This is a genomic window from Variovorax sp. J31P207, assembly GCF_030316965.1.
GTDB lineage: Bacteria > Pseudomonadota > Gammaproteobacteria > Burkholderiales > Burkholderiaceae_C > Variovorax > Variovorax ginsengisoli_B.
Genome location: NZ_JASZYN010000002.1, coordinates 877,196 through 901,220 on the forward strand (window position 1 = coordinate 877,196; position 24,025 = coordinate 901,220).

At 63.0% G+C, this 24,025-nt stretch carries 26 protein-coding genes; 5 read left to right on the forward strand and 21 right to left on the reverse strand.

Annotated elements, in window-relative coordinates:
• On the reverse strand, window positions 1-213 hold the full coding sequence (locus QTI68_RS09795; protein ID WP_286521233.1) for a hypothetical protein: 213 nt from the start codon (window positions 211-213) through the stop codon (window positions 1-3).
• A 221-nt stretch (window positions 214-434) separates the two neighbouring features.
• Here QTI68_RS09795 and QTI68_RS09800 point away from each other — a divergent pair, with 221 nt between their 5' ends.
• Entirely contained in the window at window positions 435-1,244 is an 810-nt protein-coding gene (locus QTI68_RS09800; RefSeq protein ID WP_286521235.1) for a FadR/GntR family transcriptional regulator, read from the forward strand.
• A gap of 29 nt (window positions 1,245-1,273) precedes the next feature.
• The gene (locus QTI68_RS09805) at window positions 1,274-2,074 is read left to right on the forward strand and encodes a FadR/GntR family transcriptional regulator (protein WP_286521236.1); all 801 of its coding nucleotides are present in this window, start codon (window positions 1,274-1,276) and stop codon (window positions 2,072-2,074) included.
• Window positions 2,075-2,078: 4 nt separating this feature from the next.
• On the opposite strand, the gene QTI68_RS09810 is transcribed toward QTI68_RS09805, so the two are convergent.
• The 3 genes from QTI68_RS09810 to QTI68_RS09820 are packed head-to-tail and all read right to left on the reverse strand — an operon-like array spanning window position 2,079 to window position 5,351.
• Window positions 2,079-2,765, reverse strand: a complete 687-nt coding sequence (locus tag QTI68_RS09810; RefSeq protein WP_286521237.1) for a nitroreductase — start codon at window positions 2,763-2,765, stop codon at window positions 2,079-2,081.
• Between the two features lie 52 nt (window positions 2,766-2,817).
• Window positions 2,818-3,927, reverse strand: coding sequence for a CaiB/BaiF CoA transferase family protein (locus QTI68_RS09815; RefSeq protein WP_286521238.1), 1,110 nt, complete (start codon window positions 3,925-3,927; stop codon window positions 2,818-2,820).
• A gap of 29 nt (window positions 3,928-3,956) precedes the next feature.
• Window positions 3,957-5,351, reverse strand: coding sequence for a hypothetical protein (locus QTI68_RS09820; RefSeq protein WP_286521239.1), 1,395 nt, complete (start codon window positions 5,349-5,351; stop codon window positions 3,957-3,959).
• Window positions 5,352-5,401: 50 nt separating this feature from the next.
• On the opposite strand from QTI68_RS09820, the gene QTI68_RS09825 reads away from it, so the two are divergent.
• Both QTI68_RS09825 and QTI68_RS09830 read left to right on the forward strand, forming a co-directional pair.
• Window positions 5,402-5,980 (forward strand): DUF2889 domain-containing protein, encoded by a 579-nt coding sequence (locus QTI68_RS09825; RefSeq protein ID WP_286521240.1) that lies wholly within the window; start codon window positions 5,402-5,404, stop codon window positions 5,978-5,980.
• A gap of 2 nt (window positions 5,981-5,982) precedes the next feature.
• A complete protein-coding gene (locus QTI68_RS09830) occupies window positions 5,983-6,462 on the forward strand; it encodes a MaoC/PaaZ C-terminal domain-containing protein (protein ID WP_286521242.1) in 480 nt (159 codons plus the stop codon).
• A gap of 95 nt (window positions 6,463-6,557) precedes the next feature.
• Here the strand turns inward: QTI68_RS09830 and QTI68_RS09835 are convergent, their stop codons facing one another.
• The 9 genes from QTI68_RS09835 to QTI68_RS09875 form a co-directional block, all read right to left on the reverse strand.
• On the reverse strand, window positions 6,558-7,718 hold the full coding sequence (locus QTI68_RS09835; RefSeq protein WP_286521243.1) for an acyl-CoA dehydrogenase family protein: 1,161 nt from the start codon (window positions 7,716-7,718) through the stop codon (window positions 6,558-6,560).
• Between the two features lie 111 nt (window positions 7,719-7,829).
• Window positions 7,830-8,255 (reverse strand): Zn-ribbon domain-containing OB-fold protein, encoded by a 426-nt coding sequence (locus QTI68_RS09840; protein WP_286521244.1) that lies wholly within the window; start codon window positions 8,253-8,255, stop codon window positions 7,830-7,832.
• On the reverse strand, window positions 8,252-9,445 hold the full coding sequence (locus QTI68_RS09845) for a thiolase family protein (RefSeq protein WP_286521245.1): 1,194 nt from the start codon (window positions 9,443-9,445) through the stop codon (window positions 8,252-8,254). Before QTI68_RS09845 ends, QTI68_RS09840 begins: the two co-directional genes overlap by 4 nt.
• A 17-nt stretch (window positions 9,446-9,462) precedes the next feature.
• The gene (locus QTI68_RS09850; protein ID WP_286521246.1) at window positions 9,463-10,725 is read right to left on the reverse strand and encodes a CaiB/BaiF CoA transferase family protein; all 1,263 of its coding nucleotides are present in this window, start codon (window positions 10,723-10,725) and stop codon (window positions 9,463-9,465) included.
• Between the two features lie 17 nt (window positions 10,726-10,742).
• Window positions 10,743-11,672: an electron transfer flavoprotein subunit alpha/FixB family protein gene (locus QTI68_RS09855; protein WP_286521247.1), complete on the reverse strand. Its 930-nt coding sequence runs from the start codon at window positions 11,670-11,672 to the stop codon at window positions 10,743-10,745.
• A 2-nt stretch (window positions 11,673-11,674) separates the two neighbouring features.
• Entirely contained in the window at window positions 11,675-12,436 is a 762-nt protein-coding gene (locus QTI68_RS09860) for an electron transfer flavoprotein subunit beta/FixA family protein (protein WP_286521569.1), read from the reverse strand.
• 89 nt (window positions 12,437-12,525) lie between these two features.
• A complete protein-coding gene (locus QTI68_RS09865) occupies window positions 12,526-13,506 on the reverse strand; it encodes a Bug family tripartite tricarboxylate transporter substrate binding protein (protein WP_286521248.1) in 981 nt (326 codons plus the stop codon).
• Between the two features lie 56 nt (window positions 13,507-13,562).
• The gene (locus QTI68_RS09870) at window positions 13,563-13,988 is read right to left on the reverse strand and encodes a bacteriohemerythrin (protein WP_286521249.1); all 426 of its coding nucleotides are present in this window, start codon (window positions 13,986-13,988) and stop codon (window positions 13,563-13,565) included.
• A gap of 13 nt (window positions 13,989-14,001) precedes the next feature.
• On the reverse strand, window positions 14,002-14,958 hold the full coding sequence (locus tag QTI68_RS09875; RefSeq protein ID WP_286521250.1) for a PDR/VanB family oxidoreductase: 957 nt from the start codon (window positions 14,956-14,958) through the stop codon (window positions 14,002-14,004).
• A 66-nt stretch (window positions 14,959-15,024) separates the two neighbouring features.
• Between QTI68_RS09875 and QTI68_RS09880 the strand changes: the two genes are divergently transcribed.
• Window positions 15,025-16,338, forward strand: coding sequence for a Rieske 2Fe-2S domain-containing protein (locus QTI68_RS09880; RefSeq protein WP_286521251.1), 1,314 nt, complete (start codon window positions 15,025-15,027; stop codon window positions 16,336-16,338).
• 107 nt (window positions 16,339-16,445) lie between these two features.
• Here the strand turns inward: QTI68_RS09880 and QTI68_RS09885 are convergent, their stop codons facing one another.
• The 8 genes from QTI68_RS09885 to QTI68_RS09920 form a co-directional block, all read right to left on the reverse strand.
• Window positions 16,446-17,165 carry a FadR/GntR family transcriptional regulator gene (locus tag QTI68_RS09885; RefSeq protein ID WP_286521253.1) on the reverse strand — a complete coding sequence of 240 codons (720 nt, stop codon included), beginning with the start codon at window positions 17,163-17,165 and terminating at the stop codon, window positions 16,446-16,448.
• Between the two features lie 17 nt (window positions 17,166-17,182).
• Complete coding sequence (locus QTI68_RS09890) at window positions 17,183-18,937, reverse strand: FAD-dependent oxidoreductase (RefSeq protein ID WP_286521254.1); 1,755 nt, start codon at window positions 18,935-18,937, stop codon at window positions 17,183-17,185.
• Window positions 18,928-19,368 carry a Zn-ribbon domain-containing OB-fold protein gene (locus QTI68_RS09895; protein WP_286521255.1) on the reverse strand — a complete coding sequence of 147 codons (441 nt, stop codon included), beginning with the start codon at window positions 19,366-19,368 and terminating at the stop codon, window positions 18,928-18,930. The genes QTI68_RS09890 and QTI68_RS09895 overlap by 10 nt, the downstream gene beginning before the upstream one ends.
• 11 nt (window positions 19,369-19,379) lie before the next feature.
• Complete coding sequence (locus tag QTI68_RS09900) at window positions 19,380-20,561, reverse strand: thiolase C-terminal domain-containing protein (protein WP_286521258.1); 1,182 nt, start codon at window positions 20,559-20,561, stop codon at window positions 19,380-19,382.
• A gap of 542 nt (window positions 20,562-21,103) precedes the next feature.
• Window positions 21,104-21,247 carry a hypothetical protein gene (locus QTI68_RS09905; protein ID WP_286521259.1) on the reverse strand — a complete coding sequence of 48 codons (144 nt, stop codon included), beginning with the start codon at window positions 21,245-21,247 and terminating at the stop codon, window positions 21,104-21,106.
• Window positions 21,248-21,454: 207 nt separating this feature from the next.
• Window positions 21,455-22,174, reverse strand: coding sequence for an IS6 family transposase (locus QTI68_RS09910; RefSeq protein WP_286521261.1), 720 nt, complete (start codon window positions 22,172-22,174; stop codon window positions 21,455-21,457).
• A gap of 526 nt (window positions 22,175-22,700) precedes the next feature.
• Complete coding sequence (locus QTI68_RS09915) at window positions 22,701-23,702, reverse strand: NADP-dependent oxidoreductase (protein ID WP_286521262.1); 1,002 nt, start codon at window positions 23,700-23,702, stop codon at window positions 22,701-22,703.
• A 9-nt stretch (window positions 23,703-23,711) separates the two neighbouring features.
• Entirely contained in the window at window positions 23,712-23,924 is a 213-nt protein-coding gene (locus QTI68_RS09920) for a hypothetical protein (RefSeq protein WP_286521263.1), read from the reverse strand.
• Window positions 23,925-24,025: the final 101 nt, after the last annotated feature.

A 24,025-nucleotide genomic window follows, 5' to 3' on the forward strand; every position in this document is an offset into this window, starting at 1 on the left:
CTACAGCGAGCATTGGGCCTCGGTCGGCTGCAGTCCCACCCCAACCGGCACGGCCACCTCTTGCGGTGCGTTTGGCAAGGCGGGGAAAGTGGCCGCCTCGGTCCCGGCAGTAGCAACCAGAAACGCGAACGCCTGGACCCAACGCTTGCTGGAAACCCGGCGAAGCCATTGCATCCCGAGCATACGTTTGTCGCGCCTCTTCTCCACTTTCATAGGTCAGTCTCCTCGCTATTGGCGGAGCCAAAGCCAAGCCCCCTTGGTAGCCCCCCGAGAAATCACATTGGTTGAACCAAATTCTACTTGAAATTTGGGCGAAATTCAGCTGACGACTCCACGGGCCGCTGGCACGCAAGCAACAGATTTGGTCCGTCAAAAGAGCCGAAGTGGCAATGCGACCCTTCTCTCGACTACCATACTTGGCAGAGGTTCATCCAATGCACGAAAAGACCCCAGCAACAGCAGCGGGCAAGTCCAGCAGCGCCACGGCGCGAGCAAAAGTTGCCGGCGTTCCGGCCTTCACGCCGGTGCGCACGCGCCGCGCCTTCGAAGAAGTCTGCGATCAGGTTCGCGAGCAACTGCTTCGAGGCGATCTCAAGCCGGGCGATCGCCTGCCGGGTGAACGCGAGCTGGCCGAACAGTTCAGCATCAGTCGCATCGCCGTCCGGGAAGCTTTGCGCAGTCTCGAATCCGGAGGCGTGGTCGAAGTTCGCACCGGAATCAACGGCGGCTTCTACATTCGCAGCAGTAGCAACGTCGACGGCATCACGCAATCCGTCCAGGACATGGTCACGCTTGGGCAGGTCTCCATCGCCAATCTGACCGAGGCCCGCGTTGAAATGATGAGCATGGCGATTCGGTTGGCATGCGCGCGCGCCACGGAAGAAGAACTGGACGCCATCGAAAGCGATGTCGAGCATCACACCGAGCTGTTCAAGAGCGGGGGGGGCTCCCGAAACTCCAAGTCCGTGATCGAGTTCTATCGCCTCATCGCCAAGGCCACCCACAACGAGGTGATCGTCTTGATGATTGATGCGCTGTCGGAGATCATCCGTGACATGCTGGCTCGCATCGACCCGCAACCTCGCAAAGACATCATGCAAGTCCGGCGCAAGGTCATTGCCCTGATGCGCCAGCGCGATGCGGAAGCCGCCTGCACAGCGATGCGCAATCACTTGCAGCACGTCAGTGACTACCTGGAGAGTGTGAGCCAGAATCCTGTACGGCCGCGCAAGCTACCAGGTTGAAGCAATCACCAGCCTACTCGTAAAGATCCATGCAAAAGACCACACCGAAAGCACCTGACGAAGCAGCAGGCAGCACACCGCGCTTTCAGTCGGTACGGGCCACCCGCGCCTTCGAAGAAATCGCGGCTCAGATCCGTGCCGAACTTGTCGAAGGCCGCCTCACGGTGGGAAGCCGCCTGCCCGCCGAGCGCGCCCTGGCCGAACAGTTCGGTGTTTCGCGCAACACGCTTCGGGAGGCACTCCGTTCGCTCGAACACGCAGGCCTTCTGCGCCTTCAGAAAGGTGCCAGCGGCGGCGCCTTCATCCGTCAAGGCTCCGGCGACACCATCATCAATGGAATGATGGATCTCTATCACGTCGGATCCATCACACCCGACCAACTCACCGAGGCACGGATCTGGATTGAATCGATCATTGTTCGCGAGGCCTGCAAGCGCGCGTCGGACGAGGACCTGGACGCGCTGCAGCAGAACATCGACGAAGCAACACTCGCGGCGTCACAGGGCGATTTCTCAAGACGTGCCGAAGTCCATCTCGACTTTCACCGGCTCCTCGCGCGGATGACGGGCAATGCCATCATGGTGATCATGATGGACGGCTTGCTCAACGTTCTCGCCCAGTTCATCCAGAGCATTGGCGAGTACGAAAATGCCTTTGTGTTGCCATCTCGCAAGCGCTTCATGAAGCACATGCATGCGCGCGACGCCGAGGCGGCAGTCGCGGAAATGGAGGCAAACCTCAAGCGATTGCAGAAAGGCTATTTATCTATGGCCGACGCGCAGGAAGCGGCGGCGCCGAAGCGTCGCGCCACCACCTCCACGAAAGACTGATCCGTCAATCCACCCAGGCCACCGCAGAGGCTGGCTCGGCACGAGCCGTGCGGAATCCGTTGGCCGGATGAGCGGCGTCCGAATATCCGAAGGAGATGCCGCAGACAATTCGCCGATCCGGGGAGAGCCCCAGACAATCTCTCACACGTTGCGGCCGCGCAGCCAGCGCCGCCTGCGCGATGGTTGCCACACCCAGGCTTGTTGCCGCCAGGATGAAGTTGGCAACATAGGCGCCGCAATCCACAGCCCCGTATGTAGAGAGCGCCTCGTCGGATGTGATGATTGCCACGTGCGGGGCGCCAAACAGCCTCAGATTCTCCCGCGCCTGCTTCGCAGAAGCCCCGCGGTCGCCCCGCGCTATTCCGACGGCGTCGTAAAGGGCGAGACCGCACTCGCGACGCCGCTGCAGGTAGACGCCACGGTATTCGCGCGGCCACTCATAGTCGGGTCCCGGCTCGTCCGGCCGCCCCGGTGCGAGCATGGCCTCGCGAAAGCGATCCGTGGCTGCACCACTCGTGATTGCCACATGCCAAGGCTGGGCATTGCACCAGGACGCCGTACGCTGAGCCAGCGCGACGATACTCTCGATGACGTCTCGCGGAACGGGTTCGGGCCGGAAGCCACGACAGCTGTAGCGCTGCACGAGCAGGCTTTCGATTGATGCGTATGCGGAAGTGTCCGTCGCGTTCATCGCTTCTCCTTGCGCCGATCGGCCATGTTGTTCGTGTGAAATCGGCGCGGACTCAGGCGTCGCGCCAGGCTTGAAGGACCTCGGCTGCCATGACCGCCTTCGCCGGTGCAGGCCCCTGGATGGTTGCCGGTGTGCGTGACAAGCGCGGCGCCGGCGCAGTGTGCTGAACACCTTCGATATCCACGAAAGCGTTGCGCGCACGCAGGTGGGGATGCTGAGCTGCCTCACTCAGCGCAAGCACCGGTGCAAAGCAGACATCCGTACCCTCCAACACCTCGCACCACTGCTCACGCGTTCGAGTGCGGAAGATGCTGGCCAGCACCTCGCGCAGTTCAGGCCACCGCTCCCGGTCATGCTGCGCATTGCGAAGACGCAGGGGAATGTCCAGCTTCTCACAAAGCAAAGCAAAGAACTTCGGCTCGATCGGGCCCAGAGACACATGCCCGCCCTCTGCGGTTTCGTAGACGGTGTAGTACGGTGCGCCGCCATCGAGCATGTTGGTTCCGCGTTGCTCGCTGAAGCTGCCACGAAGGGACTGAAGCTGGAACAGGCTCATCAGGGAGACCACACCGTCGCAGATCGCGGCATCTACCACCTGCCCTTTTCCACTGCGCCTGGCCTCGAGAACCGCCGCCAGGACCCCCACGACCAGATAGAGGCTTCCCCCACCGTAGTCTCCCACCAGGTTCAGCGGCGGCACTGGCGCTTGCCCCATCGGGCCGATGGCCGAGAGCGCCCCCGCGATCGAGATGTAGTTGATGTCGTGGCCTGCGGCCTGTGCAAGCGGCCCCTCCTGGCCCCATCCCGTCATTCGGCCATAGACCAGACGCGGGTTGCGCTCGAGCACCGCTTTCGGCCCCAATCCAAGTCGCTCCATCACGCCCGGGCGAAAGCCCTCGACGAGCACGTCAGCTTCGGACAGGAGGTCCAGCACCTGCTGGACGTCTTCCTTCGCCTTCAGGTCGAGCAGCACCGTTCTTCGGCCGCGGCCAATGATGTCGAGGCGATCGCCCAGGCGCGCGTCCGGGCGATCGATGCGGACGATGTCGGCTCCAAGGTCCGACAGCAACATGCAGGCAAACGGGCCCGGACCGATTCCGGCGAATTCGATGACTTTCAGCCCCGAGAGAGGACCGCTTCCGACGGAAGAGTTGAACGACATGGAGTTTCCTAAAGGCGAGTGTCTGAGGGTCAGTGAGGAAAGTGTGCCGACAAGCCGCCAAGCAGCAGCGCCACGAGCAGCAACTTCACGGCGGCAAACGCGACATGGCTTCTGACGCTCACGGTCAACAAAGGCAAACCGGAGAATCGGCTGGCCGTGAGGCTGACGACCGAGAACGGAGTCACGATGACAGCCAGCCCCAGGCCGCACAGAACAGCCAACAAGTGAGCGATGGGAGACAGTCCGAGTGCTTCAGCGTGGAAAGCACTGGCAACCACGATGGCAGAGAGCAAAGGATGCACGGATGCGCTGGACATCAGAAGGACGCCGGCCGCAAGAAAGAAGCAGCCCAGGATCGGATACGGCGAGATGGCAACCATCACGGGGTCGGTCCACGCTGGAGGAATCGCACTGGCAATCACCGTGCCGGCGCACCCCGAAGCCAACAAGAGCATCACCTCCGTCACCAGCGATCGCAGGCTGCGCGCGTCTGCGAGCATGAGTTCGCACACTTCTTTCTGACTGCGAGGTTTGGGTCCGCCGAAAAGGTTGAGGCCCCATGCACCCAACGGTGCCAGCAGGATGATGCTGGCCGCAGCTGGCCACGACCCCAGCTTGCTCAACAGCATGACGCACACCAGGAAGCCGAGCATACCGGCCAGCACTGGAGATGACGCGCGAAGCAGCATCCGCCAAATGACCTGCCCCGTGTCTGTCGCCCCGAGACGTGGACCGCAGACGCGGTGCACCGCAATCCCGAGCCCGATGCTGACCGCCGCGAGCAGCAGTGCGAATGGGAAGACAGTCGCCCACGCGAGGCCGGGACTGATCGCCAGCAAGATGCTCACGTTGCTGAACATGGGGCTCCACAGATTGGCGGCTGCGTACCCGCGCGTGATCGCGCCAAAGCATGCCGCCCTCTCTTCCGTGCTGCCCATTGGCAGGTCCGCCGCGCTCTCCATCATCATCGCGACGCCCGCAAATCCCAACATTCCGCCAAAGAACTGCGTGGCGACCGTGACGGTAGCGAAACGCTGTGGAGCAGGGACGCTCAGCAGCGCCATGATGACATTTCGAAACCGCTGCACCCGTTGCGCGGCTTTCGACAGCAGCGCGACGGAGAGAAGGAGCGACGCGATCAGTCCGCCAACCCGAATCCCACGCTCCATGGCCGCCACGGGTGAGTGAGCAACGGGCAGCAAGACAAGAGAAACCCCGAACAGGATCAACGCCGTGCGTCGAATGCCGGCGGGCACCGCGCGCCCTTCGAGGACGATGAACAAGGCTGACGCGGCGGCAATTCCCCAAACCAGGTGGGGGACCGTCAGGGTGAGATCGAGCAAGGTGAACGCCACGATCGCCAACTGGGAGAACCCGACCGCGATTCGCTGGGTGCTGCTCCCCGCTTGGTTGCCAATTTCCATGTTCAGACTATACAATGGCCCAACCATTGATACAAGCCGATATTTAGACCATGTCCGTTGGCCGAACCTTGCTGCATACACGCTCCGTCGAGTTCAGGGGATTCAGGCGCGAAGATGGTCTATGGGACATCGAAGGAACGCTGCGCGACTTGCGTGACTACGACACGCTGGTTCCAGAAAAGGAAGTGCTGCCTGCGGGCTCTCCGGTGCACCACATGGAAGTCACACTCACCGTGGACGATCAACTGGAAGTGCAAAGCGTCAGCACTCGCATGCAAGCAACACCTTTTCGCACGTGCGCAGAGATCGAAAGCAGCTTGCGGGCGATGATCGGAGCGCGGATGGGGCCGGGCTGGCGGCACGCAGTCAACGAGCGGCTGGGAGGCACGCGCAGCTGCACTCACCTGCGAGAACTGGTGGTCAACATGGCAACCGCCGCCTTGCAAACGATCCCCACCTGGCATGCCCAGGAGAACAAGCGCCGCGGGCTTGATCCGCACGCCGGCACGCGTCCCCACTATCTCGGCCAATGCCATGCCTGGCGCCTCGATGGACCTGTCGTGCGGGAACACCATCCTGGATTTCATCAACCCCTATCACTTGCTGGCGACAAACCGGCCAAGGAATGAACATGTCTGAATTCGAGCAACGCCAACCGCGTGGCATGTACTTCGAGGACTTCGAGATCGGCAAAGCGATCGTCACCTCGCGCAGAACAGTCACGCTGACCGACATAGTGAACTTTGCCTGCCTGTCGGGCGATCACAATGCGCCGCACATCGATCACGAGTTCTGCAAGACACAGCCGTACGGCGAGCCCATTGCGCATGGCCCCCTGGTTCTGGCCATCGTCGGTGGCCTGCAATGCCTCAGCGGAATCAACGACGGCACCATCATCGCCATGACCGGCCTGGACAAGTGGCGAATGCATCTCCCGGTCAAGTCGGGCGACACCATCCATGCGGTCATCACCCCGGTCGAGAAGAAGCTCACCAGCAGCGGCAAGCAGGGCATCGTGTCTTGCGAGCGCTTGGTGAAGAACCAGCGGGGCGAGACCGTCCATTCGATGGTGATCTCCAACATGTACCGTTGCCGCCCCGCCCAAGCGTAGTTATGCGACCGCAATGAGAAAAGCGGGGCCGAGGCCCCGCTTTTCGTTGTTGCTCGTGGCCGAGCGACGCCGCCAGTGATGGCGGCCGGCTCGAGTCACACTAAGTCCATCTGCTTGGCCAAAATGTTACGTTGGATCTCGTTGGTTCCGCCACCGATGGGACCCACACGCGAATCGCGGAAGAACATCTGCATGTCGTACTCCATGGAGTAGCCCGCGCCGCCCATGATTTGCAGTCCGATGTCCGCGCACTTGAAGTTGTTTTCGGTTGCGACGATCTTCGCGATCGAGGCTTCGGTGACTGCAGGGCTGCCTGAATCCAGAACGTCCGCCAGGCGGTAGACCACTTGGCGCGCGGTTTCCGACAGGATGAGCATGTCGGCCAGCTTGTGCTGAATCACCTGGAAGTCCGAGATCGGCTTGCCGAACTGGATGCGCTGTTTGGCATAGTCACGCGCGTACTCAGTGATCTTGAAGCAGTGACCTGCAGAGATCGCGGCCAGGCCGAGGCGCTCCAGCGCCAGGCAGTTCATGATGTTCTTCCAGGCTTTGCCCTCCCCGCCAAACAGATTGTTGGCCGGAACGCGGACGTTATCGAAAAAGACCTCGTTGGCATGGGTAGTGCGGCGGCCCAACATTTGAAGCGGGCGCACCGTGACGCCGGGGGCCTTGGCATCCACCAGCAAGGTGCTGATGCCCTGGTGCTTACTCGCACCGTCGCGGTCGGTACGCGTGATGACGACGAAGTAGTCGGCGACGTGACCGCAAGTGATCCAGACCTTGTTGCCGTTGAGCACATAGTCGTCGCTTTCACGCTGCGCAAAGGTCTTCAGGCCTGCAACGTCCGATCCGGTCCCCGGTTCGGACATGCACAATGCCAGCTTGGCCTTCCCGGCAATGATGCGTGGCACCAGATCCTTCTTCATTTCCGGCGTTCCGAACTTGGCGATGTGCATGCCCGCGTAGACGGCCGAGGTCGTGATGGCTTGGGCGATGCCGGTGTAGTGGTAGCCCATGGTCTCCAGGAACACCGCGATGTCGCGGTAGGAGCCGCCAGTACCACCCAGTTCTTCCGGATAGAACAACCCGATGTAGCCGGCGTCGGCAAGGGCTTCATATGCTTCGAGCGGGAACTCGCGCGCTTCGTCCATCTTGCGGATCTTGTCCAATGGCAAATGCCGCGAAAGAAGGTCCAGCACCCCTTCGCGCATCATGTTCTGGTCTTCGGTCAGACCGGTGGTATTGATCAACGACATCTTGGTACTCCTGGTTGGGTTTGGGTGACTGCGGGGTCTCCTGCCCGCATGCGAAAGATCGTCAGGAAACTGAAGCGTCATGCGCGTCGAGAGGCACGCACGTGAGCATGTTCAAGCGCAAGGCCGCGCGGCAAAGAGAGGTCCGTCCCGATACTGGAGGACCACCACCTCGACCGCCTGGCCCACGGCCAAGGGCATGTCTTCGCGCTCCACCAGCCGGCAGGCGAGTCGGATGCCGTCTTCGAGGTCGACGATGCCGCACGCGTAGGGTGCCTCCGGGGCGAAGACCGCCGGCGCTGCATGAATGCGCGTGAAGGAATAGAGCGTTCCACGGGCGCCAAGATCGCTCCACTCGACCTCTGCCGACCAGCAGTGAGGACACACCGGCTTCGGAGGGAAGGTCTGGCGCTCGCAAGCCCTGCAGCGCGTCGTTCTCCAGCGCCCCTGACCCAGGTCGGACCAGAAGGTCTTGGTGAATTCGGACTCGCGAGGCGGATAGGCGCGGTCGGCATCCAGGCGAAGTATCTCCAGCGTCATCGCTTGGCCTCCAGTACATGGATCAGGGCGGCGTTGTAGTTCCCGAGTTCACCGGTCGCAAGGCCAAGGCGCGCATTGGCGACCTGGCGGTCTCCCGCGCGGCCGCGAAGCTGCTCGGCCAACTCGACATAGTTGTAAAGAGAAGTCACGTACGCAGGATGGCCTCGTGACGTCAGGCCACCGGACGTTGAAATGGGTATGCGGCCGCCCAGTCGCGTCTCGCCGTCGAAGGCAGCCGCCGCACCGTGCCCGCGCTCGACCAGGCCCACCGCCTCGCTGACCAGCACCTCGACGATGGTGCACGGCGCATAGAGTTCCGCCAGGTCGATATCCTTCGCCGTCACGCCAGCCTGCTCGTACGCGGTGGCCGCAGCTTGACGGGCGGATTCGAACGCGATCATGTCGTTGGGCACATCGCTGATCTGGTGAGTGCCGTCATGGCAGAAGCCCCGTCCACGCACCAGGACGTAAGGTCGACCGAGCGAGCGCGCCACGTCTTCACTGGCGAGAACGAGACATGCGGCGCCGTCGCCCCGCGGCGGAACGTCGTACAGCCCCAGCGGTTCGACGATGGGTCGCTGCCGTACGACCTCGTCCAGAGTGACAGGCTTGCGATACTGGGCCAATGGATTGAGCGATGCGTGGAAGCGGTTCTTGACCGCAACCGATCCAAGATGCTCGCGCGTGGCGCCGTGCTCGTGCATATACCGCATCGCGTCCATCGCATACCAGGCGATGGGCGTGAAGCCGGCGGAGGTGTGGAAGTCCACGTCGCCCGTCGTGCGCATGCTGCTCATCATGTGCTCGGCGGCCGACACCGCACTTTCCATGTTGATCCCCAGCGCAAGCGCAACATTGGCGCGCCCCAGCAGGATGTCGTTGCAAGCCTGGTCAAAGGCCAGCGCCGCGGTCATGCCGTTGCCCATCACCTCCATCACGTTGCCGCGACAGGCCAGGCGGAGCTGACCCATCAGGAAGGTGTGGAAATACTTCTGCCGCGTGTAGGGCCTCGGGAGGGTGAACACCAGGCTCTGGATGTCCTTCTTTTCCACGCCGGCGTCGTGAACGGCCTCGATCACGAGCCGCGTCATGATCTCGTGCTCGAGCACCTGAAGTTCAGCGTCGTCTGCGGTCTGGTGCCGCCCCACCGGGATGGCACTGGTGCCGATGATGGCAACGTTGCGGGTCATCTCTTGTCCCTTGTGCGTCAGCCGCCAAATGCCCCGGCCGCCCGCAACGCATCGATGCGCGCCTCGTCGAAGTGCAGTACGTCGGCAAGAATCTCCTGCGTGTCGGCCCCCACTGCGGGAGCTGCACGTGCGGGTCGGGCGGGCGTCCGGGCCAGGCGCAATGGCGTCGCGATGTTGGGAATCCAGCCCTTGACCGGATGTTCGATGCGAGTCACCAGATCACGAGAGCGCGCCTCGTCGGACGCCAGCGCTTCGGCCAATGTGCGCACCTGCCCGCTCGGCACTCCCGCTGCACGCAGCTTCGGTTGCCAGTAGCTCCAGGGATGACGGCTGAAGGCGTCCTGCATCAGGCCGAAGAGCATGTCGCGGCTCTGCAAACGGTTCGCGCGTTTGGACAAGACCGGATCGTGGGCAATGTCGGGGCGCTCGAGAACCTGCTCGAACAGCCGCACGAAGATTCCGTCGTTACCGCAGTTGATATAGAAGGGCGTGTCCTCGCACTCGAACACGCCGGAAGGACAGGTATCCGGGCTCGTGTTTCCGTTTCGCTGCGGTTCATGGCCGGTCGTGAGGTGCTGCATGGCCGCGAAGCCGGTCATCAGGATGGCCGTATCGAACAACGCGACCTCGACGAACTGCCCTTTGCCGTCTCGTTGGCGGGCCAGCAACGCCAGCAATATGGCGTTGGTGGCCGTCATCGCCGTGCTGATGTCCATGATGGCGGAGCCGGTCCGGACGCCCTGTCGGTCCGAATAGCCGTTCATGGAGATGAAGCCGCTCTCCGCCTGCGCGATCGGATCGAAACCGAGTCGATCGGCGTAGGGACCGGTGCGGCCATATGCGGAAACCGAGCAATAGATCAGCCGGGGATTGATCTTTCGGCAAGTCTCGTAGTCCAGCCCGAAGCGCTCCATCACGCCAGTGGAGAAGTTCTCCACCAGAACGTCCGCACTTTCGATCAAGGCCTTGGCGACCTCGAGGCCCTCAGGGGATTTCATGTTCAGCGCCAGGCTGCGCTTGTTTCTGTTGGTCCAGAGATACGGAGCGCCCTGCGCGGGCAACTCCGGATCGGATGGTGGGTAATAGCGGAAGTCATCCCCCTTGTTGGGCGCTTCCACCTTGATGACGTCGGCACCGAAGTCCGCCAAGGTCATCGTGGCAAGAGGCCCCGCGACAAAGTGCGTGAAGTCGATGACCCGCACGCCCTCCAGCACCGCGGTGGCAGGAGCAGCGGGGCCTTGCTGCAGCGGCAGCTCGTTGATTCTGGATTGATCGAACATGATTTGAGGCGTGGGTACTACAGGTAGGCAGCGAGCTCGGGGATCGCGCTGAACAGGTCGGCTTCGAGGCCGTAGTCGGCCACCGAGAAGATGGGCGCTTCCGGATCCTTGTTGATCGCCACGATCACCTTCGAATCCTTCATGCCCGCGAGATGCTGGATGGCGCCCGAGATGCCCGCTGCGATGTACAACTGCGGCGCCACGATCTTGCCCGTCTGGCCCACCTGCCAGTCGTTCGGTGCGTAGCCCGCGTCCACCGCTGCGCGGCTGGCAGCCAGGCCCGCGCCCAACTTGTCGGCCAGGGGAGCCATCACTTCCTGAAACTTCTCGCTGCTGCCAAGGGCGCGTCCACCCGAGACGATGATCTTGGCGGCTGTCAGCTCGGGGCGCTCGCTCTTGGTGACTTCGCGGCCCACGAAGGTGCTCTTGCCCGTGTCGGCCACACCGGAGACGTTCTCGACCGAGGCGCTGCCGCCCTCCTTGGCCGCGGCATCGAAGCCGGTGGTGCGCACCGTGATCACCTTGGTGGCATCACTGCTTTGCACCGTGGCGATCGCGTTGCCCGCGTAAATGGAGCGCTCGAACGTGTCAGCTGACACCACCTTGGTGATGTCGCTGATCTGGGCTACATCCAGCCTGGCGGCCACGCGCGGGGCGACGTTCTTGCCGTTGGCAGTGGCGGGGAACAGGATGTGGCTGTAGTTGGGGGCGATGGCCAGCACTTGCGCCGCCACGTTCTCGGCGAGGTGGTCCGCCAGGCTGGCAGAGTCGGCCAGGATGACCTTGGCGACGCCTGCCACCTGAGCGGCCTCTTTTGCCGCCCCTTGTGCATCGGCACCCGCTACCAGTACATGCACTTCGCCGCAGGCCAGCGCGGCGGTCACCGTGTTGAGGGTCGACGCCTTCAGGCTGGCGTGGTCGTGTTCGGCAATGACGAGAGCAGCCATGTTCAGATCACCTTCGCTTCGTTCTTCAGTTTCTCGACCAGGGCGGCCACGTCCGGCACCTTGATGCCGGCGCCGCGCTTCGGGGGCTCGGCCACCTTCAGGGTCTTCAAGCGCGGCGCAACGTCCACACCCAGGTCGGCGGGGGTCACGGTGTCCAGCTGCTTCTTCTTGGCCTTCATGATGTTGGGCAGCGTCACGTAGCGCGGCTCGTTCAGGCGCAGGTCTGTGGTGATGATCGCGGGCAGCGCCATGGACACCGTCTCCAGGCCGCCATCGACCTCGCGGGTCACCAATGCACGCTCGTTTCCGTCTGTCCCCGAGATTTCGACCTTGGAGGCGAAGGTGGCCTGGGGCAAGTCCGCAAGCGCCGCCAGCATCTGGCCGGTCTGGTTGTTGTCGCCGTCGATGGCCTGCTTGCCCAGGATGACGAACTGGGGCTGCTCCTTCTCTACCAAAGCCTTGAGAAGCTTGGCCACCGCCAGGGGCTGAAGCTCCTCGGCGCTCTCCACCAGGATGCCGCGGTCGGCGCCGATGGCCATGGCGGTGCGCAGCGTTTCCTGGCACTTCGCCTCGCCGCACGACACGGCGATGATCTCGGTGACCACGCCCTTTTCCTTCAGGCGCACCGCTTCTTCGACGGCGATCTCGTCAAAGGGGTTCATGCTCATCTTGACGTTGGCGATGTCCATGCCCGTGCCATCTGCCTTGACCTGAGCCTTCACGTTGGCGTCCAACACTCGTTTGACCGCGACCAAAGCTTTCATCCGCAACTCCAATATCAATGGTTCTACCAAATTGTATGGCACAGCGCTTTGGAGGTCAACGGTCGTGGCGAAGAAGGTTTCTGTCGGGATCAATCCAGCCGAATGTTCGAGCGTTTGGCGACTTCGCCCCACTGGGCCATTTCGTCACGGATCATGCGGTCCAGCTCTTGTGGCGTACTGCTGCGCGCTTCGATCATGCGGTCCGAGAACATCTTGCGAACCTCTGGTCGTGAGGTTGCGAAGACAACTGCCTCATGCAACTTGGCCGCCACCGCATCGGGCACGCCACTCGGGGCCAGCACGCCGAACCACGCCACACTGCGAAAACCCGGCACTTCTTCGGCGATGGCCGGTAGCCCGGGAACGACATCGGTGCGCTTGGGCGTGCCGACCGCCAGGTATTTCACCCGGCCTGCCGCGACCATGGCTGCACCGTCCAGGCCAGTGACGAACGCTGCCTGCAGTTGTCCACCTGCGAACGCCGTCATCATCGGGGCGCCGCCGTTGTAGGGAACGTGCTGCAATTTCAGGCCCGAGAGGGCGTTGAAGTATTCGCCTGTCAGGTGCGACAAGGAGCCGTTGCCGACCGAACCGAAGTTCCAGTCGGTTCCGGACTTCTTCGCCAAGGCCATGAACTCCTTCAGGTTCTTCGCAGAACTCCCTGCAGACACGGCCAGGATCATCGGCGTGATCGCAACGGTGGAGATCGGTCGCAGATCCTTCAATGGGTCGTAGGGCGTCTTGCGAAGCAGAGGCAGGATGGAGTTTGGGCCCGAGTTGCCGAAGACCAGCGTGTATCCGTCGGGCGCCGACTTGACCACGCTCTCAGTGCCGATGGCGCCGCCCGCCCCCACCTTGTTGTCGATGACGACGGGCTGCTTCAGGAATTCTTGCATGGGCTGCTGGATCGCCCTTGCCAGTTGGTCCGTGCTTCCGCCTGCGGCGTACGGCACGACGATTCGAATGGGCTTGGAGGGATAGCTGTCTTGGGCAGCAGACGGGCTGGCGGCCCAGAGCAGGTACCCGACAGCAGCACCGGCTGTGAGGATAGAGCGGCGTGAAAAAGGCATTTGTGTGTCTCCAGGTCGATTGAAAACGGATCGCGCGAGACCTCTGGCGTTCTTGCTCAGTGGTGATGGGCGGCGGCGCGCTTGATCACAACGGGCTTGCCGCCGAAGCGCTGCTTCGACATCCAGGCCGCCAACGCCGAGTCCAGGTGATCGGCGTGGGCTGGAAACCAGTTCGCCAGCTCCCGGACGAAGGCACGGCCGACCGAGAGACGGCCCTGCGCCACCAACGGCAGCACCTCTTGCGCAGACTGTAGAACCGCAGCGTGTTCATCGATATGGCATTGCGCCGGCGGGAAGTCCGAATCGCGCATCCACACATCCTCCGCGGCGAAGTGATGCTTCAAGTGCTCCGTCAATTCGCCAATGCACTGCAGCAAACGATCGTCCGGACACGCGAGGGCCGTTGCAAGTTGAATCTCGAAGTGCGCGTGGACCTCGTCCATCGGGTCGAAGCCCAGGACGATCTCTCCATGTACCGGCATGTCGATGCCCCCTTCAAAGATCGAGCACGAGACTCGGTGAACGCGCGCCCGAGCAGCAAACCAGCATCGAATCATTGGCGGCGCGCTCGGCTTCGGTCAGGAAGCAGTCACGGTGATCCGGCTCGCCAGCCAGGACGCGGGTCTGGCAGCTCCCGCACACACCCTGGCCGCATGAATAGGGCACTTCCACACCGGCGTCGAGCAGCACGTCCAGCACGCTCTTTCCCTCGGGCACAGGGAGCTTGCGGCCGTCGCGCGCCAGCTCCAGCGTGAAGCCGCCGGCGATGGCTGCCTCCTGGTCGGCAGCAAATCGCTCGAAGTGCACCGTCTCCGCCGACCGATGCGATCCGGCCTGCACGAAGGCGTCGATCATTCGCGCCGGGCCACAGCAGTACAAGTGCGCCGTGTCGGCCGCCTCGCCCACCAGCGCGGCGACATTCATGCGATGCGTGGAGCCGTCGGAATAGTAGGTGTGCACCTGTCCGCCGCCGGATTCCAGGCTCTCGACAGGTCCGCTGAATGCCATCTCGGACGGCCGCGATGCGGCGTAGTGCAGTTCCCACGGGCGACCGATCTCATTGAGGCGCGTCATCATGGGCAGCAGCGGCGTGATGCCGATGCCGCCTGCAATGAAGATGCTCGACGGCGCCTCTTCCACCAGGATGAAATCGCCCTTTGGCGCGCTGATGGCCATCTGCATGCCCAACCGCGCCGCGTCGTGCAGCCACAGCGAACCGCCGCGGCCGCCCTCCTCACGCTTGACACCGATCCGGTAACCCGACCCGTCCTGACTGCGGCCCACCAGGGAATAGCTGCGCACCCTTTCGTCGGGCAGTTGCACATCGATGTACGAGCCAGGGGCGAACTCGGGCCAGCGATTGCCGTCGGCGGGGACCACGTCCAGGCACACAACAGACGCGCTTTCCAGCCACATGCCGCGGATGGTTGCTTGATGTAATGAGCGATTCATGTAGACAGCTTAGCAAAGTTTCTGCAAAATTGCTTCAATGGTTGGACCATTTTAAAGGAAATTGCAATGCTGACTCACGAAGACAACGAACTGCTGGTGCGTGTTGGGGCGGGCACCCCCATGGGCAAACTGATGCGGCTCTACTGGATTCCCTTTCTGCTGTCGCACAACGTGGCTCCCGATGGCCAGCCCTACCGCGTCCGACTGCTGGGCGAGGACCTGGTGGCCTTCCGAAATTCCGACGGAAAGGTCGGTCTGGTCGACCAGGCTTGTCCGCACCGCGGCGCACCATTGGTGTTCGGCCGCAACGAGCAGGGCGGCATTCGTTGCGTGTATCACGGCTGGAAGTTCTCGGTCGACGGCAGCTGCCAGGAAATGCCCGCCGAGGCAGAAAACACGCCGATGCTCAAGCGTGTGAAGGTCAAGGCCTACCCGGTGCAGGAGCGCAACGGCATGCTGTGGGCCTACATGGGGCCCGACAAGGAGCCACCGCCGCTGCCCAGCATGGAATGGAACATGGTGCCGCCCGAGAACGGCCACGTCTCCATGCGCATCCAGGAATGCAACTGGCTGCAAGCGCTGGAAGGCGAGATCGATTCGGCGCACGCGGCCATCCTGCATGGTCGCGTCGACGCGGGCGGTGCCATCGACGAATGGAAGCAAGCTGCCGATCTGGCGCCCAAGTTCGAAGTCACCCAGCATGACGCCGGTCTGCACATCGCCTCGCGCCGCAAGATCGGCGATGACAAGAACTACATCCGGGTCAATCAGTTCCTGATGCCGTTCTGGACGCTGGTGCCGCCGTTTTCCGACTATCCCGAACTGAGCGGTCACGCCTGGGTGCCCATCGACGACGAGCACACGCTGTGCATCATGTTCTCCTACCACCCGGCGCAGCCGTTCTACGAGAAGACGCGCCAGCTCTTCATTGACGGCCACAAGGGCCGGGAGACCGGCCACGCATCGGCGCACGCCTTCGAGACGCGGCCCATCACGGCGCCGTATCACAACTACTGGAGCAAGTACAACCGCGAGAATGCCTACGGCTACAGCGACGAGCTCGCCAGGAAGTACAACGCCGGCATGCCCGGCTTGTGGCTGCAGGACGCGGCCTGCCAGTCTGGCGTGACGCCGATCTACGACCGCACCAAAGAAAACCTGGGCGTGAGCGACAGCGGCGTCGCACGCACGCGCCGCGTACTGCTGGAGGCGGTCAAGCGACTCGACAAGGAAGAGTTCCGCCCACCGTCTGCCTCATCGGGTGACCTGTTCCTCGTACGCGCCATCTCCATCACCATTGCGGCGGGTGGCGATTGGATGGTCGGGGGCAAGGAATACATGCGTGCCGAACCCGGCAAGAGCTTCGGGTACCAACCCTGAGGCTGCAGTCCCTCGCATCGACGTCCCTCCGCCTTCGCCGCAGCCGTGCTCGGAACACCGGGGCACCCCGCTGCGGTGAGGGTTCTAATTGAAGAAGTCCGCGGCGATCAGGCGGCGGCCGCCATCTCTGTCCATCGCGCCAGGTAGTGGTCGTGCAATCGACGCAGGTGCTTGGACATTTCGGCCACCGCGGCTTCCGAGTCGCGTGCACGCAGCAACTTCATGAATCGCCTGCGCGACGGCAGTGTGTAGGGGTTCTCGCTCGGCCCGATCTTTTCGATGAATTGGCCGAACACGCCCATCACACTTTCCATGGTGATCGCGACGATCGTGTTTCGGGTGGATCGCGCGAGGATGATGTGGAACTCACGGTTCAGCCTCTGCCGCTCGTCGAAGCGACCGGCATCGTTGGCCTGGACGCCCGCCTCGATGTTGGCGTCCAGCGCCCGAAGGTCCTCGTCATTGGCGCGTTCGCAGGCCGCACGGACCACCAGATCGCTCAGCCAGATCCGCGCCTCGGTCAGTTGCTGAGGCGAGATGGCGCCGAGGTGATACAGGTCGCTCAGACCGTTCACTATGACGCCTGCGCTGCCGGGTCGTACGAACGGGCCTCCGCTCGCGCCCTTGCGCATTTCGATGAGGCCCGCATGCTCCAGCGTGCGTAGCGCCTCACGCAAGGTATTGCGGCTGACCTGCAGTCGCGCGGAGAGTTCTCGCTCGGCAGGCAGTCGATCGCCCGGCCTGAGCCGCCCATCCGCGATCATGGAACGCACCTGCGAGGCAATCTCGTCTACCGCGCGGGCGGGCGAGATGGCGGAAAAGGACATCTCAGCGCGAGCGACTCTCATAGGACTGTCGATCTGTCGGCGCAGGCTTGCAAATGGGTCGTCAATTGCCGCTGCGTCCCGCCCATGGCATTTGCAGAAGCGCTCGCATGCCGACCAATGCGGTAGCCGAAAACCATCGCAGGCCCCAGCGTTGTGCCTGGCCCGGGATACGTGCCTCGCATGATCGACGCGGCGTCGTTGCCGCATGCGTACAGGCCGGGTATCGGCTTACGTCGTGCATCGAGCACAACGCCGTTCTTGTCGGTGGCCAGCCCGGCGCTCGAAGCGGCGTCGGCTGCATGGATCTCCAGCGCACAAAAAGGCGCTGTGCCGATGCGACCCAGGCATGGATTGGGCCGCTGGCCTGGATCGCCATTGAAGCGATTGAGTTCCGTGCTGCCCTTGGCGTACTCCAGGTCCGAGCCGCTCGCGGCGTAGTCGTTGTGGCGTGCGATGGTCGCGGCGAAGGCATCGGCATCGATTCCAAGCCGGCCCGCAAGTGCCTCCAGCGTCGGCGCGCAAGTGACGTAGCCCGTCGAGACCCAACGCCGGAGGCTGCGTGTTCCAGGCGGAATCACGCCCAGGCCAAAACGCCGCACAAATTCGGCGTCACAAACCAGCCATGCCTTGCCGCCGGGAGGCACTCCGACAGAGCGCAGCATTCCTTCGACGAAATGATGGTATGACGCTGCTTCGTTCACGAAGCGCCGGCCACTCGGGTCGACCGCGATCAGCCCTGGCTTGGCGCGGTCAAGGAACAGATGCGGAAAGAGCCCTGACGACGCGCCCGGATGGGGCACGATCGACACCGGCTGCCAAAAGAAGTTGCCCTTGGAATGTTGCTCAAGCTGTGCGCCCGCGGATCTGGCGGCCTCGATCCCTTCGGCGCGCACCGTGCCACAGGCCAGCGAGAAGATCCTCTCACCGCCCGAAGTCAATTCGCCACGCAAGCGCCCGTGCCCTACCCCACCGGTTGCGAGCACCACGCCCCGCTCGGCAGACAGTCGACGATCGCCGTCCGGGGTTTCGAAGTTGGCATGAACAACCCGGCCTTCGCTGGTCTCGAGGCCTTGGAGCCGCCAGTTGAAGCGGACATCCACCCCGGCGACGCACAGGCTCTGGAAGAGCCGCGCGACCAGCGCGTTGCCCATGACAAGCCGCGTGCCGCGTGGATAGCGCAGCCGGTCTGCCGCATAGCGCAGTACCAGACGGGCGCTTTGCAAGAAGTGCGGCCAGCTTCCCCAGCGCCCAACCAGTGCCTGGATGTCCGACTTGCCGACCATCATGCCGCCCAGCAGCATGAATTCCGCGATCGGAGGTCGGATGCGCACGAAGTTGCTCCCCAGCAAGCGACCGTCGAAGGACAGCGGCGACACCGCGCGCCCGCTGACCGCCGCATCGGGGAAAGGCAGATAGTCCGGGTGCTTGCCGGCGCTGGCAAATCGGACGGCGGCGCTGCGCTGCTCCAGGTAGTCCAGCGCCTGCGGCACGGTGTCCAGAAAGGCCCGGCGCAGGCCGCGCTCATCCTCCGGTCCGATCAGGGCGTCGAGGTAGCGTGTCGCAGCTTCGGCCGAGTCGACATGGCCGGCGCGCGCGCCATGCGGATTGCCGGGCACCCACAGCGTGCCAGCGGAGGTCGACGTTGTTCCACCCACCTGGTCCGAGGCCTCGCACAGGATTACCCGCAGTCCTTCTAGGGCCGCAACCAGAGCGGCGGTCATGCCGCCGGCGCCCGCGCCCACCACCACCAGGTCGGCGTCGCCTACTTGCATTGCCAATGAAGGAGGGAAAACGCGGGCGTCGCGTCCGTGTGATGCTCGAACACCCCGGTCACTTCAGCGCCGACGCGGACGTCCTGCAACGGATCGCCCAGCAAGTTGCCAACCATGCGCACATGGCCGGCCTCTGGCAGTTCCACGAGCACGGCCAGGTAGGGCCCGCGATCCTTCAGCGCCGGATGGACCGGGTGCCAGACGCGCTCCCAACTGTAGATGCGGCCCGAAGGCTTCACCTCCACCCACGCGGGGTCGAAGGCGAGGCATTGATGGCAGATCCATTCCGGGCCGAACTGCCAACCACCACAGTGCGCGCAGCGCTGCACAAGGAGGCGACCATCACGCAAGCCGGCCCAGTACGGTGCGGACACGCCATCAGGCTCCGGTGCTGGCGAGGGCAGGCCTTCGGGGAGGTAGAAGTCGTTCATCGTGGAACTGGTCATAGCGTGGCCGCCGATCCAAGGAGCAGGTCGCTCGCCGGCGCCACCATCGGCCCTCCGATCACCAACGCCACGTCGTTTCTCGGCGCCTGGTTGCAGGATGTGCCGCGCACTTGGCGAACCGCTTCCAGCACCAGTTCGAAGCCGTGCATGTAGCACTCGGCCAGGTTGCCGCCGCTGGTGTTCAGGGGCAGGCGACCATCCGGGGCGATGAGGTTCTCCAGCGTCAGGAACTCATTGGCCTGCGCGGGCGTGAAGAAGCCGTGCTCTGCCAGCGCCATGACCACGCCGCCGGTGAAGTTTTCATAGCTTTGCACCACGCCCACATCGCTCGGCGACACCTTGGCCATGCGATAGAGCTCCGGCGCCAGTGTGGTGAAGTTTGCCGATGCGTAGGCCGGCGAATTGTGTGCGTGGGTGGCAAATCTCGAACTGGCACCGGAAGCCGCGCCAAGAAGGTAGACCGGTTTGTGAGCGAACTCACCGGCCCGCTCTGCGTCTACCAGCACGATGGCGGCGGCACCGTCGTTTTCCATACAGCAGTCATAGAGATGAAAGGGCTCGACGATCCAACGCGATGCGTCGTAGCGGGCCGCATCAAGCGGCTTCCCCTGCATCACGGCGCGCGGGTTGTTTTGAGCGTGGTGGTACGAGGCGAGCGCAATGGCGCGAAGCGCTTCCTGGCGCACGCCATGCTCCTCCATGTAGCGCCGCGCTCGCATCGCAAAGCGCTGCGGCGGAGAGATTACGCCATAGGGGACGAGGTAAGACTTCTCGCCGCTGACGGTGCCTCCGGCCGTGCTCTGCCCGAAGCGGCCGCTCTGGCCCTGCGCGAGCGAACGAAACACGACCACGCAGTCCGCCTGACCGGTCGCGATGGCGGCCGCCCCATTGGCCACCGCGGCGCAACAACCGCCGCCGCCGCCGCCCCATTGCATGGTGGCCGATCGCAAGCGTGGCAGCCCCAGTGCCGAGGCCAGATGTGTGGCTTCGCTGCGGTCGTCGCTGTAGGACGCAAAGCCATCGATCTCGTGTGCGCCGATTCCCGCGTCGGTGCAGGCCGCGAGGATCGCCTTCAGGGCAAGTTTGAATTCGGCATCTGGCGACTGACCGTGCTTGTAGTAGGACGTCTCGCCAATGCCAACCACAGCGACCCGACCTCGGAGCGTGCGCGCCGTCACCACAGGCTCCTTGGGAAGCGCTGGAAACTTGTTGGTTCAACCATTGAAGCAATCTAACACCAAGCCCCTTGTGCGTCAACTGCGGACGGCAAGGCTCGAGCGGAACGACGAGTGGAGCCTCAGCCGACGCTACATGCAGTTGGGACGCTGTGAAGCTGACCGCTCAGGACATCGATGACGCTCTCTTCGCCGATGCCGAAACATCGAAGACCTCCGCCAGCGCGGGCAACATCGGGTCGCAGACCCGCATCATGGCGCTACTGCCGAGAGCGGCAACCCTGACGGCGATCAATCCAGCCTTCCGGAGCGTGGTAGCGGGAGCAGCGACGGTCATGCTGGCCGGTGCATCTCGTCATCTGGTGGGAAGGACACCTTATCAGAGCCGGCTTCGCTGTCTGTACACCCCCTGGGGACTGGCCCCTGCCCCGATTCACCCAGCCGGCGGGACGAAATTGACCGTCAGCAGGCCATCCGGTCGTACTTCCTCAGCAGCGCCGGGTCCTGCTTCTTGAGCACGCACACCGCGGCGGACACACTGAACATCACCGTGACCCGGCATTTTGACCAATCGCCAACAGATGCCGCCATCCGCAGGCGAACTGTTGGATCGGCTTGCGGTCCACCGGCGACACGGTGAAGCCGAAGCCCGCAAGGTCCAGTGCTCCGGGGAAGTTCGCTGCATGCATCTGGGGACCTCCCGAGCACATCGAGCGACCCGTGCCTGCCTCTTCATTTATGGTCTGCCATTACTTAGGGTTAATCATTGTGGCTTGAGTCGCTTTGTTTCGATTCGACGCGAAGCACTCCCCGATGCCAACGGGGCGCACTCGGCCAAGAGACGGTTCTGTCGCGATAAGCCTGTCGAGGCGTGGCAAGGGCGACGTTGATGTCGCTCAGCGAGTGGCGAGACTGTAGAAGCGGACGGCGTCCGACAGGACCAATCCCGTGGAGCAGCTGAGCTGCCCCTTCTTGATCATGTGCATGAGTTCAATGCCCGCGATCAGGCGAGCCGCGGACCAGAACGATTTGAACCCCATCATCGGCCGCACCCGCCGTTTGATCGCGCGATGGTCCTGCTCGACGACGTTGTTGAGATACTTGGACTGACGCAACTCGATGTGCAGGCCGCTGTCAGCGATCAGGCCTCTCGCGGCGGCCGTGTTGGCACCGCTCTTGTCCATGGTGATCTTCTCTGGCATGTCGTGCTGGCCGATGGCCCGCTCAAAGAAACGGCGCGCTGCCGCCTCGTCACGCCTGGCTGTGAGCAGGAAGTCCACCGTCTGGCCGAGCCGATCGACGCCGCGGTATAAATACTTCCACTGACCGCCGACCTGGACATACGTCTCGTCGACCCGCCAAGAGCGGCCCACCGGGTGCTTTCGCCGACGAGAAACCTTGGCCAGCACGGGCAACATCTTCAGTGCCCAGCGGTGAACCGTGGCGTGGTCAACGAGGACGCCTCGCTCGGCCATCATCTCCTCCAGCTGCCGCAGGCTCAGCGGATAGGCTGCGTACCAGCGCACGCACACCACCATGATCTCCAGCGGAAAATGCAACCGCCTGATGACCCCTCGCAGGGTTGAATTCTCAAGTTGCACGTGCAGCGGGACCATCGCTTGGATTGTGGCCGACCGGCTTATCGCGACAGAACCGATCAATTCGCTCCCGCATCCCAAGGGCAGTCGACGCGTCCCCATCTGCCGCTTGGCCCTGCAGGTCGTCATCGAGGTGGAAACCAAGGCAATCCTGGGCTACAGCGTATGCCTGTTGGGTCGCATTTCTGCGCAAGACGCGTTGCTTGCGGTCCAACACGCATTGAGCAAGTGGAAGCCGCTCGAGTTGGATGCACCTTTGATCTCATATCCAGACGGCGAGGGATTCCCATCCGGAGTCATTCCAGAACTTGCCGGTTCGGCCTGGGCCACCCACTACCTGGACAACGACAGCGCATATACCAGCGGCCAGTCTTGTGAAATCGAACGGCATTCTTTGCTTGTGCTTTCAGTTGGGCCCGACGCGTGGGCGACTTGCTGGTGCTCACGGTGTTCGTTATCGCACGCAACGACACCGCGCAGACCGACACGACATGGCCACTTGACAGTGCCAGGTCACGCGGCGACTTGTAGTGGCTGACCGCCTCTATCTCACCTTGACGACAACCTTGCCCTTTGCGCGACCGGTTTCTACATAGGCCAAGGCTTCATTGGTGGACTCGAACGGGAACACGCGGTCCATCACGGGGCGGATGACGCCAGCATCGAAGAGACGGGTGATCTCGCCCAGTTGGTGCCCGCTGGCCTTCATGAAGAGGAACGAGTAGCCGACCCCGCGGCTCTTGGCCCTCCGTCTGATTCCAGAGCTCAGCAGCCGTATGACCAGCTTCACGAACCCGGGTGCCCCACTTTCCTTGCCGAACTCGGGATCCGGTAGCCCGGAGATGGAAATGAGCTTCCCGCCGCGCTTGAGCACGCGGAGGGACTTCTCGAGCGTCTTGCCGTCCTGGCTGTTCAGGACCACGTCGTAGTCGCGCAAGACATCCTCAAAGTCCTGCTTCTTGTAGTCGATGACGACGTCTGCGCCCAGACTCTTTGCGAGTGCGACATTGGTCGTGCTCGTCGTCGTCGCAACGGTTGCGCCCAGATGCTTGGCCAACTGGATGGCAAACGTGCCTACACCGCCCGAGCCAGCCTGAATGAAGACCTTCTGCCCCTTCTTCAATTTGGCTTTCTCGACCAGCGCCTGCCAAGCCGTCAACGCCACCAGAGGAATGGAAGCGGCTTCTTCCATCGTGAGCCCCTTGGGCTTGAGCGCCAGCGAAGTTTCCTTGACGGGGATGAATTCAGCGAAGGTACCGATCCGAAAATCGTCCGGTCGCGCATAGACCTCATCGCCCGGCTTGAAATGCCGCACGCGCGGGCCTACCTTGACGACGATCCCTGCGACGTCGTGGCCCGGGATGATGGGCAGGCGATAGGGAAGGATGAGCTTGAACTCTCCATTCCGGATCTTGGAGTCCAGCAGGTTCACGCCGGCGGCATGGACCTCAACCAAGACTTCGTCGTCGCGCAGCTCCGGATTCGGCATGTCTGCCAACCGCAGCGTGCGCTTCTTTCCATACTGCTCGAGAATGAATGCTTTCATGGTTCTTCCTTATTCCTGGCGTGCCCAGACCTGTGAACGGCCCAATATTGGTACACCGATGTCGCCGCTGACCGCCATCGCGTCCTTGTAGTTCACCGTCGAATAGTCAATCGCAATGGAGACGTCGCCCAGCATCAGGTCGGCCACGTCGAAGTCGACCACGGCGGTGGAAATCACATCGCCTGTCCTGGTGGTCAGCAGTGCCTTGAATGTCACGGTCATTTCTCCTTTGGGGTCACGGGTTTCACAGGTCCAGGGAAAAAAAATGGACGGATGAAATCGCAATCCGCCGCTGGAGCGAGACGCTTCCGCACCCGCACCAC